The 12,961-nt window shown below is 43.5% G+C and carries 9 protein-coding genes, 1 tRNA gene and 1 other RNA gene; 6 read left to right on the top strand and 5 right to left on the bottom strand.

The window, feature by feature from the left end:
- Nucleotides 1–383: 383 nt before the first annotated feature.
- Nucleotides 384–456: transfer RNA gene (locus OQY15_RS00130), tRNA-Lys, on the bottom strand.
- Nucleotides 457–752: 296 nt separating this feature from the next.
- On the opposite strand from OQY15_RS00130, the gene OQY15_RS00135 reads away from it, so the two are divergent.
- On the top strand, nucleotides 753–1,253 hold the full coding sequence (locus OQY15_RS00135; RefSeq protein WP_322973266.1) for an HAD family hydrolase: 501 nt from the start codon (nucleotides 753–755) through the stop codon (nucleotides 1,251–1,253).
- A 51-nt stretch (nucleotides 1,254–1,304) separates the two neighbouring features.
- On the opposite strand, the gene fsa is transcribed toward OQY15_RS00135, so the two are convergent.
- Nucleotides 1,305–1,976: a fructose-6-phosphate aldolase gene (gene fsa / locus OQY15_RS00140; RefSeq protein ID WP_265786319.1), complete on the bottom strand. Its 672-nt coding sequence runs from the start codon at nucleotides 1,974–1,976 to the stop codon at nucleotides 1,305–1,307.
- Between the two features lie 102 nt (nucleotides 1,977–2,078).
- Nucleotides 2,079–2,178: signal recognition particle sRNA small type (ffs, locus tag OQY15_RS00145), an RNA gene on the bottom strand.
- A 443-nt stretch (nucleotides 2,179–2,621) separates the two neighbouring features.
- Here ffs and gltB point away from each other — a divergent pair.
- Together gltB and OQY15_RS00155 are read left to right on the top strand one after the other, a co-directional pair.
- Nucleotides 2,622–7,133 (top strand): glutamate synthase large subunit, encoded by a 4,512-nt coding sequence (gltB, locus tag OQY15_RS00150; protein WP_265786320.1) that lies wholly within the window; start codon nucleotides 2,622–2,624, stop codon nucleotides 7,131–7,133.
- 2 nt (nucleotides 7,134–7,135) lie between these two features.
- Complete coding sequence (locus OQY15_RS00155; RefSeq protein ID WP_265786321.1) at nucleotides 7,136–8,602, top strand: glutamate synthase subunit beta; 1,467 nt, start codon at nucleotides 7,136–7,138, stop codon at nucleotides 8,600–8,602.
- A gap of 70 nt (nucleotides 8,603–8,672) precedes the next feature.
- On the opposite strand, the gene OQY15_RS00160 is transcribed toward OQY15_RS00155, so the two are convergent.
- Complete coding sequence (locus tag OQY15_RS00160) at nucleotides 8,673–9,203, bottom strand: RNA methyltransferase (protein WP_265786322.1); 531 nt, start codon at nucleotides 9,201–9,203, stop codon at nucleotides 8,673–8,675.
- Between the two features lie 15 nt (nucleotides 9,204–9,218).
- Nucleotides 9,219–10,370, bottom strand: coding sequence for a galactokinase (locus tag OQY15_RS00165; protein WP_265786323.1), 1,152 nt, complete (start codon nucleotides 10,368–10,370; stop codon nucleotides 9,219–9,221).
- 136 nt (nucleotides 10,371–10,506) lie between these two features.
- On the opposite strand from OQY15_RS00165, the gene OQY15_RS00170 reads away from it, so the two are divergent.
- The 3 genes from OQY15_RS00170 to OQY15_RS00180 all read left to right on the top strand — a co-directional run bounded on the left by OQY15_RS00170 (nucleotide 10,507) and on the right by OQY15_RS00180 (nucleotide 12,952).
- The gene (locus OQY15_RS00170; RefSeq protein WP_265786324.1) at nucleotides 10,507–11,526 is read left to right on the top strand and encodes an aldose epimerase family protein; all 1,020 of its coding nucleotides are present in this window, start codon (nucleotides 10,507–10,509) and stop codon (nucleotides 11,524–11,526) included.
- A 116-nt stretch (nucleotides 11,527–11,642) separates the two neighbouring features.
- On the top strand, nucleotides 11,643–12,290 hold the full coding sequence (locus tag OQY15_RS00175) for a DsbA family oxidoreductase (protein ID WP_265786325.1): 648 nt from the start codon (nucleotides 11,643–11,645) through the stop codon (nucleotides 12,288–12,290).
- 2 nt (nucleotides 12,291–12,292) lie between these two features.
- A complete protein-coding gene (locus tag OQY15_RS00180; protein WP_265786326.1) occupies nucleotides 12,293–12,952 on the top strand; it encodes a phosphatase PAP2 family protein in 660 nt (219 codons plus the stop codon).
- Nucleotides 12,953–12,961: the final 9 nt, after the last annotated feature.

Genomic DNA, 12,961 nt, shown 5'->3' on the forward strand with positions numbered 1-12,961 from the left:
TTAGGGCATATACGGAGTGGTTGTCCTCAATTCCCTGCTTTTCAGTCTTTACAGTGCACACCCTGCATATCATTATAAAAAAACATGCCCGACGAATGAATTTCGGGCATGTTTTTTTATCAAAGTAACCGGAATGATGATACTAGGCTGTAACGCGACGATCAGATATCCTTTGTACATTGGTTAACCTTGAGCGCTTCTGGCTCAAGAGTTCTACCGATAAACATTTCCCTTAGTGGTGCCATGTCTTTACCCCCAAATTTACTCACCGGATCACTCACCTTTTAATGTGAATTTTAATGAATTTTGAGTTTCCCTGTAAACGAAAAAACCCTGCTAATCTTATGATTGCAGGGTTTTACTCGTTGTGATGATAAATCTTGTGATCCCGCTGGGATTCGAACCCAGGACCACTACATTAAAAGTGTAATGCTCTACCAGCTGAGCTACGGAATCATCATTCTTTTCAGAACTACTCTAAGCGTTTCCTTTTAAAGTGATGCAAATATAGGAGTACAATCTATATACTGCAAATAAAAATATGGCATAACTTATAGTACCCTGATCCTAAGCCAGATTAATTGCATTTCGTGTTAAATAAACGTTAAATTCATACAGAAAACCGCGTTTTTAACACCTATCCAATCATTATCAACAATCATAAATTCATAAAAAAACTCATTATTTTCTAATAATTCTCCGAACACCTGCGCTGCTTTAAATTATATTTTGATATTTGGAGCAAATTCGACATGATGAACAAAGCCATATTTTTAGACCGTGATGGGGTACTGAACCACGAGATTTACGATTATATCACCAGACTCGAAGATTTTGAAGTCCTGGAATATCAGATTCCACCTTTGAAAAGATTTTTTGATGAAGGATACTTACTGGTAGTAATTACCAACCAGGGAGGAATCGCTTTAAACCGCTATACTGAAGAAACCCTTGCTGAGATGCACAAGATCCTCTTCAGGAAATTTGAGGAGCAGGGCGCAGAGATTATCCATGCTTACTACTGTCCGCACCACCCAACAGTCTCGGGCGACTGTGAATGCAGGAAACCAAAATCAGGCATGTTGCTGGAAGCAATTGCAACATACAATATTGATCCGGCAATGTCAGTGATGATCGGCGACAAACCACGAGATGTTGATGCCGCAAACGGAGCAGGAGTGAAGGGTATCCTGATTGCCCCGGATGAACAGATTGACTATGAAAAAGTGAAGGCAGTCCTCGCCGGAGAATAAAAAAAGGGGCCTGAATATTCAGGCCCTTTTTTCATATATAATATAATAATATTATCCTTTTGCTGCTGCTTCAGCTGCTTTTTTATGGTCAGCCAGGAAAGTAGCAAGACCGTTATCAGTTAATGGGTGTTTTAACAAACCTAAGATTGCTGATAATGGACCAGTCATTACATCAGCACCTAATTTAGCGCAGCTGATGATATGCAACGGACCACGGATAGATGCAGCAAGAATTTCTGTTGGGTATCCGTAGTTGTCAAAAATTAAACGGATATCTTCGATCAGCGTCAAACCTTCAGAACCGATATCATCTAAACGGCCCAGGAATGGAGAAACGTAAGTAGCACCTGCTTTAGCAGCCAATAAAGCCTGACCAGCAGAGAAGATCAACGTACAGTTTGTTCTGATACCTTTAGAAGTGAAATATTTGATTGCTTTTACACCATCTTTGATCATTGGAACTTTCACAACGATTTTAGCATCCAGCGCAGCTAAGGCTTCACCTTCTTTAATAATTTCTTCGTAAGTAGTAGAGATCACTTCAGCACTAACTTTATCATCAACGATTGCACAAATTGCTTTGTAGTGGTTGATTACGTTTTGTTCGCCGGTGATACCTTCTTTAGCCATAAGGCTCGGGTTCGTAGTTACACCATCTAAAATGCCAAGGTCCTGTGCCTCTTTGATTTGATCAAGATTAGCCGTGTCAATGAAAAATTTCATGATTATATAATTTAGGGAAAAATAAACTGCGCAATAAATCGGCGGGTATTTTGAACGGAAGATTGTGCAATGAAAGCATAGTCAATCTGGAAAAAAATAAAAAATGGGCAAGCAACCTTTATCGCACCGCTACAACCTTCTACCCTTGCTTCGTTCCCGCCCTGGGGGAGTTCAAAGGGAGCTGATCGTAAAGGACTTGCCCACTGCAAATGTAGCAAAAGAGTTTGGTCTGCAAAACCCAAAACAACTATTTTTAGCTATTTTTTGTACTTTTTGTGATAATGGATTGAGATTTAACGGGTTGTATTTTAATAAAAATTAATTATTCCATGTTTGCACAGCTTTATACCATATAATCATGATTTCTCCAATTCAAGCCGTGTTTCAGGATAACTTCGTATATTTATTATATATATAGATGAGCTTACTACAATCAACTTCCTGAATCGGGGGGGTAGAAACAGCTAATCAAAAATGAATCTAAATAAGCCGCTTACGTATTTTGTAATTTAGATAGCTATATATTGTCAATATGTTAAACAGGGGCGCTGGTTGTTACATAATTCTTTATTTTTCATAAAAAAATTGTGAATTTAACAATTTGAGAACAATTTGATTATCTTAGTGTTTCGAATACATTAAGATATGGAACAAATAGAAGAGAATCAAGGCTTATATAACTCAAGCTTTGAACACGATGCCTGCGGTATTGGTTTTGTTGCTCACGTGAAAGGAAGAAAATCCCAGCAAATTATTTCTGATGCCATTACTATTTTAGAGAAGCTTGACCACCGGGGTGCTGTTGGTGCTGAGATTAATACCGGCGATGGTGCAGGTATTATGATCCAGGTTCCACACGAATTCTTATATGATGAGTGCCTTAAGATAGGATTCAGTTTGAATCAGTCGGGCGACTACGGAGTAGGGATGTTGTTCCTTCCAAAGGACGTCAGAGCCAGAGAAGAAAGCAGAGAGATTATTTACCGCGTAGCTGAAAAGCTGAACCTGGAAGTATTAGGTTTTAGAAAGGTAAACACCAATCCTGATGGTATTGGTAATATGGCCCTTTCAGTAGAGCCGGAAATGGAACAGGTATTTATTGCCCGTCCAGACCATATCGCTGCCGGTGCTGATTTTGAACGTAAGCTGTACGTTCTTAAAAACTATTTGACTAAAACGATTCTTAACACCGTGAAGGGTATCAAAGGTGATTTCTATATCGCCTCATTCTCCTCACGTACTATAGTATATAAAGGACAGCTGACTTCAATGCAGGTGCGTACCTATTTCACTGAACTCAGTGATAAGAGGGTGGTATCCGCTTTTGGTCTGGTGCACTCGAGGTTTGCTACCAACACGTTCCCTTCGTGGCGTCTGGCGCAGCCTTTCCGCTATATCGCCCATAATGGCGAGATCAACACCCTGCAGGGTAACCTGAACTGGTTCCGTGCAAGTGTACGCTCTTTTGCTTCGAGCTATTTCACTACCGAAGAACTGAACATGCTGCTGCCGTTTATCGATGAAACACAGTCCGATTCTGGCTGTCTTGATAACGTGGTAGAATTACTGATGCACTCCGGTCGCTCATTACCTCACGTAATGATGATGCTGATCCCAGAAGCTTGGGACGGCAACGAGGACATGGACGAGCTGAAAGCTGCTTTCTATAAATACCATGCTACTTTAATGGAGCCCTGGGACGGACCTGCTGCAATTGCCTTCACTGATGGAAATATCATTGGTGGTACGCTTGACAGAAATGGTTTACGCCCGGCACGTTACGCCATCACTAAAGATGACCGTGTGATCATGGCTTCTGAATCTGGTGTTCTGGCACTTGATCAAAGTCAGGTGATAGAAAAAGGCCGTTTAACACCAGGAAAAATGTTCGTGGTAGATATGGAAGAAGGCCGTATCATCAGTGATGTAGAGATTAAAAATAAAGTATGCAGCAGCCGTCCGTATGGCGACTGGATCAATCAATACCAGATCCGTCTGGAAGAACTTTCTGATCCAAGGGTTGTATTTACAGGTTTATCTCAGGAGTCTATCTTCAAGTACCACCAGGTGTTTGGTTATACCAGGGAAGATATCGACCTGGTGATTAAACCAATGGCGCTGGAAGCCAAGGAAGCAATCGGCTCTATGGGTACGGATATTCCTCTGGCGATCCTTTCACAGAAACCACAACACCTTTCATCATACTTTAAGCAGCTATTTGCACAGGTAACCAACCCGCCAATTGACCCGATCAGGGAAAAAGTGGTGATGAGTCTTGCAGGCTTTATGGGTAACAACGGAAACCTGCTCGAGGAAAATGCGATGCACTGTCATTGTGTAGGGATCAAACATCCGATACTGACCAACCTTGAGCTTGAAAAAGTACGTAGTATCGATACTGGTGTATTCCAGTCGAAAACGCTGCAGACTTACTTCCGTGCGGACGGTAAAGCAGGTTCACTTGCTAAAGGCCTCGACCGCCTTTGCCGCTATGCAGTAGATGCGGTGGAAGATGGTTTCCAGGTGATTGTATTATCTGACCGAGCGCTCGACTCTGAGCATGCGGCGATTCCTTCATTGCTTGCTGTATCTGCAGTACACCACCACCTGATCCGTAAAGGATACCGTGGAGCGGTAGGACTGGTTGTAGAGGCTGGTGACGTATGGGAAGTTCACCACTTTGCTACACTGATCGGTTTCGGTGCAACAGCAGTTAACCCTTACCTGGCGCTGGAAACGATTACTGGAATGGACAAGGAGTCTGGTATTCCGGCAGAAAAACTGATTCAAAACTATATCTATGCCATCAACAGCGGCTTGCTGAAGATCTTCTCTAAAATGGGAATCTCTACACTGCAGTCGTACCATGGTGCACAGATCTTTGAAATATTGGGTATCCACAAAAACGTGGTTGACAACTACTTTACGGGTGCGGTTTCACGTATCGGTGGTTTAGGTCTCGATGAGATCGCCCGCGAAACGCTGATCAAACACAACAGGATCTTCGGTGCACACACACGTCCGGATGCAATCCTTCCGACAGGTGGTAACTATAAATGGAGAAGAAAAGGGGAGCAACATTTGTTTAACCCGCAAACGATCCACTTATTGCAGAATGCAACGCGTAAAAACGATTACAACATCTTTAAACAATACAGTAAACTGGTAAATGAGCAGGGCAAACAGGCCTTTACTATCCGTGGTTTATTTGAGTTTAACTACAACCGTCCATCTGTACCATTGCAGGAGGTAGAATCTTCTGAAAATATATTAAAACGTTTTGCTACAGGAGCGATGTCATTTGGCTCGATCTCTCATGAAGCACACTCTACACTGGCTATCGCGATGAACCGCATCGGCGGAAAGAGCAACACAGGTGAGGGTGGTGAAGACGAGCTAAGATATGAAACAATGGAGAACGGTGATTCTATGCGTTCTTCGATCAAGCAGATTGCTTCGGCACGTTTCGGGGTGACCAGCAACTACCTGACCAACGCTGATGAATTGCAGATTAAAATGGCGCAGGGTGCGAAACCAGGTGAAGGCGGACAGCTGCCGGGCCACAAGGTGGACGACTGGATTGCCAAGACTCGTCACGCAACTCCTGGAGTAGGTTTAATTTCTCCTCCTCCGCACCACGATATTTATTCAATCGAAGATTTGGCTCAGCTGATCTTCGACCTTAAAAATGCAAACCGCGCCGCACGCATCAACGTGAAACTGGTTTCTAAAGCAGGAGTAGGTACGATTGCAGCCGGTGTAGCGAAAGCACATGCCGATGTGATCCTGATCTCAGGATTTGATGGCGGAACGGGAGCTTCTCCTTTAACTTCAGTACAGCACGCTGGTCTGCCATGGGAACTTGGATTGGCAGAAGCACACCAGACCTTAGTGAAAAACCGTCTGCGCAGCAGGGTAGTATTACAAGGTGACGGTCAGCTGAAAACCGGACGTGATATCGCTATCGCTGCCTTGCTGGGAGCTGAAGAATGGGGTGTAGCTACAGCAGCCTTAGTGACCGCAGGTTGTATCATGATGCGTAAGTGTCACCTGAATACTTGTCCTGTAGGAGTTGCTACGCAAGATCCTGAGCTGAGAAAACTCTTTACAGGTGATCCTGACCATGTAGTAAACTTGTTCCGTTTCCTGGCGGAAGAGCTGCGCGAGATCATGGCTGAATTAGGTTTCAGAACGATTGAGGAAATGGTAGGTCAGTCAGATTCACTTCAGGTTCGTCCGATTGCTGATGAGCACTGGAAACTGAAAAATATTGATTTGTCAGCGATCTTATTCAAGGCACCTGATACCGGCGTAAGCTTATACAATACTGAAACACAGGATCATGGTATCGATCACGTACTGGATCACCAGCTGATTGCAGCAGCACAGCCGGCATTATTAAACAAAGAACCTGTATTCCAGACCTTCGAAGTGAAAAACACTGACCGCGCAATCGGTACGATGTTATCAAACGAAGTGTCTAAAATATACAAAGGCACAGGATTGCCTGCTGATACGATCAACTTCAAATTCCATGGTTCTGCAGGACAAAGCTTCGGTGGTTTCGCTGCCAGAGGTATTTCCCTGGAGCTGGAAGGTGAAGGAAATGACTACGTAGGTAAAGGTTTATCGGGTGCACGTATCTCGATCTATCCTTTCAAAGAGGTAAACTACGTTCCTGAGCAAAACATCATCCTGGGTAACGTTGCCTTGTACGGAGCTACTTCAGGAGAGCTTTTTGCCAGAGGTTTGGCAGGAGAGCGTTTCGCAGTAAGGAACTCTGGTGCTACAGCAGTTATCGAAGGACTGGGCGACCATGGTTGTGAGTATATGACTGGTGGTGAGGTGCTGGTACTCGGAAATACAGGCAGCAACTTTGCCGCAGGTATGAGTGGTGGTATTGCCTGGGTATACGATGTGAATGGTGATTTCCCTAACAAATGCAACAAGGAAATGGTTGACCTTGATCCGTTGAATGAGGAAGATGAATTGCGCATTAATAGCTTGTTGAAAAAACATATTCAGTTAACAAAAAGTAAGTTAGCAGAGTTTATCTTAAGCGACTGGGCAACTCAATCGGCACATTTCATCAAAGTATTCCCTAAAGAGTACAAAGCAGTTTTATTAAAAAGAAGCAATAAAGTTAAAACATCATAATAATGGGAAAAGTAACCGGATTTTTAGAATATGAGAGAACTTCTCCTGCAAAACAAGATCCTCAGGCTCGTTTAAAACACTACAATGAATTTGTAGTTGCTTTTGAGCAGGAGCAGGTTAAACAGGAAGGTGCACGTTGTATGGATTGCGGCGTTCCGTTCTGCCAGTCGGGCTGCCCGCTGGGAAATGTTATTCCTGAATTTAACGAAGCCGTATATAAAGGAGAATGGGAGCTGGCATCAAGCATTTTGCTGAGCACCAATAACTTCCCTGAGTTTACAGGCAGGATATGTCCTGCTCCATGTGAGTCGGCCTGCGTATTGGGTATCAATAAATCACCAGTTTCTATCGAGGAAATTGAAAAACATATCATTGAAATTGCTTTTGCAAAAGGATATATCAAAGCAGAACCACCGCTGATCCGTACAGGTAAAAAGGTTGCCGTAATTGGCTCCGGACCTGCGGGACTTGCAGCAGCGGCGCAGCTGAACAAAGCAGGACACGAGGTTGTCGTTTACGAACGTGATGACAGACCGGGTGGATTGTTAAACTATGGTATTCCTGATTTCAAATTACAGAAAGATGTAGTAAGCAGAAGGATCAGCCTGATGGAAAAAGAAGGCATTGAGTTTAAATGTAACTCCAACGTAGGAGTGAACGTAGAGCTGAATACTTTACTGAGAGATTTCCAGTCGATCGTTCTTGCTGGTGGTTCAACCATTCCGCGTGATCTCCCTGCAAAAGGACGTGAAGCCAAAGGTGTACATTTTGCGATGGACTTCCTAAAACAACAAAACAAACGCGTTGCAGGAATCTCCTTTGAGCAGGAAGCCATCTCTGCGACAGGTAAAGACGTTATCGTGATCGGTGGTGGTGATACAGGATCTGACTGTGTGGGAACTTCTAACCGTCAGGGTGCACGTTCTGTAATGCAGTTTGAGATTATGCCAAAACCAGGTACTGCACGTACTTCAAACATGCCATGGCCAACATTCCCCACCTTACTGAAAGTAACTACTTCTCATGAGGAAGGTTGCGAAAGAGCCTGGGGTGTAAATACCAAAGAGTTCTTAAAGGATGAAGAAGGTAACCTTAAAGGTATCCTGGTAGTAGATGTAGAATGGGAAATCGATCCTTCGGGCAGACCATTAAACTTCAAAGAAGTTGCCGGCACTGAGCGCGAGTTACCTTGTCAGCTGATTTTACTGGCGATGGGTTTCCTGCATCCTCAGAAAGAAGGGCTGATTGAAAAGTTAGGGGTAGAACTTGATGCACGCGGAAACGTGAAAGCTGAAGAGGGTAAATTCCAGACCAATATTGCGAAGATCTTTGCAGCGGGAGATATGAGAAGAGGACAATCTTTAGTAGTTTGGGCAATCTCTGAAGGCAGAGAAACGGCGAGAAAAGTGGATATGTACCTGATGGGCTCAAGCAGACTCGCCACAAAAGACGGCATTCCTTATGCATAGTATATAGTATTAACTTTACATTAGTACTAACCAAAAAAGCACCGGGAATTTCCCGGTGCTTTTTTTATAATTACAATCTTAGTTTTGCGTAGAAATCCCAGAGTACAATACCTGCAGAGATCACGATATTGAAGGAGTGTTTGGTCCCAAACTGCGGGATCTCGATACACTTATCGATCTCAGCCATGACTTCATCGCTCACACCATTTACCTCGTTGCCAAAGATCAATGCATATTTCTGATCCATCTCAGGTTTGAAGGTATTCAGCATGATACTTTCAACTGCCTGCTCAATAGCAATGATCACATATCCCTGTTTTCTCAGTTCCCTGATGGCTTCAAGCGTATCCTCGTAATGCTCCCAGGCTACAGATTGCGTTGCACCGATTGCTGTTTTCTCGATTTCGCGGTGCGGGGGTTGTGCCGTGATCCCACAAAGTAATATCTTTTCAATTGCAAATCCGTCTGCCGTCCTGAATGCAGAACCTATATTATTCATACTCCTGACATTGTCCATCACGACAACTACCGGTAGTTTATCCTGCTCCTTAAATTCTTCTATACCTACGCGGTTTAAATCAGTTGTTTTTAACTTTTGCATAGCGCAAAAATAGAATTAAATTGTGGTTGCGCCGTTACCAATTTTGCTGACATATACTTCACAGGCATATCCGATACGGTCCTGATAAAACGCAGTCAGCTTTTCAGTAAAATCTTCCACGGTATCTTTTTTCAGGATCGCAATCGCACAGCCTCCAAATCCGGCACCTGTCATACGTGCACCGGTTACATCAGCATAGTCCGCACAAAACTCAACTACAGTATCCAGTTCCTGACCGCTAACTTCGTATAAGTCTTTGAGCGACTGATGTGAAGCGTACATCAGCTCACCAAACTCTTCCAGTTTTCCTTCGCTCAGCGCCTTTGCAGCCAGGCTCACCCGTTCGTTCTCATGAATCACGTGGGTAGCACGCTTGAGTACCACCTCATCGGTGATCAGATGGCTGTGCAAGGCAAATTTCTCCGGCGTAAGCTCACAGAGGTTGTTGAGATTGAGCTCGGTGTTTAAGGCTTTAAGTGCAGCCTGACATTCAGCTACTCTTTCATTATATTTAGATTCTGCCAATCCTCTTGGTTTTTTGGTATTGATGATCGTGAGTACGTGATCACCGAGATCACAGTCGACAAGCTGGTAATCCAGTGTATCGCAGTTCAGCACGATAGCTTTGTCTTTTTCACCAAAGGCTACAGCAAACTGGTCCATGATTCCGCTGTTGAGCCCGATAAAATCATTCTCTACGCGTTTTGATAGTTTTACCAGCGCCAGTCGGTCATAATCCAGTTCCAGATATGAAGTTAAAGCATAAGCTGTAACTACTTCGATTGAAGCTGAAGAGGAGAGACCGGAGCCAATAGGTATATTACCCGCATAAAGTAAGTCGAATCCCACAGGGATCTGGAAGTTTTTAAGAATTTCATGGAACACGCCCAGTGGATAATTATACCAGCCGCTGCCATCTTTTTTATAGCTGTCCTGTAAAGGAATTTCTGCTTCTTCAGGAAAGTTTACGCTTTTAAAACGGAGAATTCTGTCGTTGTTTGGGGCCAGGCAAAGCCAGGTTCCCAGGGTTATTGCACAGGGAAAAACTAATCCTCCGTTGTAATCAATGTGTTCACCGATCAGGTTTACGCGTCCCGGGGTGAAATAAGTTTCGGCAGGCTCATGGCCGTAGATCTCAAAGAATTTATGGGCTAATTCGTCTTTCACAATAAGTATGGAATAAAAATGTTAATCAATCTTTTGACTGAATGTTAAATATCTGGTTAAATGTTTACGGTGGCTCAAATATTGCCTGTATTATTTGTAGTATTGTTGAGGAATACTGTCGACCAATATACGTTTTATGAGAGAAAATCAAATTAGTACAGGAAGAATAATTGAAGGAAAAGAAGTTTTTGCTGTCGAGCTGACCAATAGCCGCGGAAGCAAAGTGAAAATATTTAACTATGGTGCTATCGTCAGCAGCTTTGTCATCAAAAATGCGCAGGGCGAGGACCAGGATGTGGTGCTTGGTTTTGACGATATTGACGGTTATCTCAGTGAGGATTACCTTGCAAACTACCCCTACCTGGGAACGGTGATCGGCAGATACGCCAACCGTATTAAAGACGGAAAGTTCAGCGTTGAGGGCCAACAGTACCAACTTACACAAAGTCTGCATGGCGGTACAAATGGCTTCGACAAAAAAGTATGGGATATCCTGCCGACGATTGATCCAAGTCTTACTTTACAATATACCAGTCCTGCGGGAGAGGAAAACTTCCCGGGAAATCTGACCGTGCAGCTAACCTTCAAATTATCTGATGAGGATGAGCTGATTTTGGATTATCATGCTGTAACTGATGCGGCTACGGCTGTCAATCTCACACACCATACTTACTTCAACCTTTCAAAAAATGGCGGAAATGTAGGCCGTTATCAGCAGCGGATCCCTGCAAGCAACTACCTGGAGCAGGATTCGGAATATATTGTTACAGGCAAGGTGTTGCCGGTAGAAGGTACTATTCATGATTTTCTGGCCGGTAAATCTATCGGACAGGATTGGGACCCTCAGGAAGGGTATGACCAGACCTATGTACTGGATAAGGAATATAAGGAACTGGGACTTGCCTCCGAAACTATCGACCCGATCACAGGTCTTAAACTCGAAGTTTTTACTACTGAACCAGTGGCGCATTTCTACACTGCAAAATATCTTAATGTAGCTAAGGGTAAAAACGGCAGGGATCATCATCCTTTTGAAGCTTTCTGCATTGAAACGCAGCATGCCCCAAACAGTATCAATATACCTGAATTCCCGAAAACTACGCTCTTGCCCGGCGAGACTTATCTGCAGACCACTATTTTTAAAGTAACCGTATAAGGCAGGATAAATATCAAAGATGGCAGTAGCTCATGTAAATATAACAGATTTCTGTGTTTAACGTTATACTATGACCAGTGACTATAATTGGTCTGTAATTACTAAAATATAAATTGATGAAAGTAGATATTTGGTCCGATGTAAGATGCCCGTTTTGTTATATAGGGAAAAGAAAGTTTGAAATAGCCCTGGAGCAATTTCCTCATAAAGATAGTGTACAAATCGAATGGCACAGTTTTGAGCTGGAGCCTAATGCAGAAACCCGTCCCGACCTTGATCCTACGGACGATCTTGCACGTAAAAAAGGACAGACAAGAGAATGGGCAGTCGGCGTACAGTCACATGTGACGAAGGCTGCCGCCGAAGTTGGTCTGCAATTTAATATTGCAAATGTTGTTGTCGCCAATTCATTTAATGCGCACCGGTTGATTCAACTGGCCAAATCGATGGGGCTCGACAATGAGATTGAAGAACTACTCTTTATTGCTCACTTCATAGATGGTAAAAACATAGATGATCCTGCAGTACTCAGTGAAATAGGTCTTGCTGCAGGCCTGGAAAAGATTGCGGTTGAAAGTATGTTGAATGGTTTTGACTTCAGCAATGAAGTTCGTGCTGATGAGCACATTGCCCAGCAGATCGGTATCAGTGGCGTTCCTTTCTTTATATTTGATCAGAAGCTCGCTGTTTCGGGAGCACAATCTCCGGAGACTTTTTTAGGTGCAATGGAACAAGCATGGTCTAAGTCAGAAGCCAGTATTTGATCATGAGATTTACGATAAAGATCATTTTACAATATTCGATCGCATTGCAGCTCAGTTTACTGTCTGCAATGCCTTTTTTTGCGAAAGCTCAGGATTCAACAACTGTTGAAAAACCTCAGGGCTGGAAAGAAAGCAAGGGTTTGCAGGGACTGGATGACCGCATTATGGTTCATCTTTCAGAAAACCGTACGCCAAAACAGACGGATTTTTTTATGTTCTTATCAAAATATAACAATCTCGTGAATGTGGCAGTCCCGGCGGGAGTACTTGCTGGCGGAGTGATATCTAATGATAAGGGCACCCGTCAGGATGCGTTGTACATTGCCAGCAGTTCAGCAATAAATTTCCTCGTTACTACTGCCATCAAAAAGATCGTTCGCAGACCAAGACCCTTTAACGGGCGCGTAAAAATCAATGCAGTTTATCATCCGGGAAGCACGTCCTTTCCCTCAGGACATAGCTCTTCATCATTTACTACCGCAACTGCTTTATCACAGGTATACAGCAAGTGGTACGTCATCGCGCCAGCCTATTTATGGGCAGGAGCAATGGGTTATTCGAGAATGTACCTGGGCGTGCATTATCCTACAGATGTGGCTACAGGGGCTCTTTTGGGTACTTCGACAGCATTGTCTATGAAGTTCATCCGTCCCGGGCACTAAGGGCAGAAA

Source organism: Pedobacter sp. MC2016-15 (assembly GCF_026239695.1).
In the GTDB taxonomy this organism is placed as follows: Bacteria; Bacteroidota; Bacteroidia; order Sphingobacteriales; family Sphingobacteriaceae; genus Pedobacter.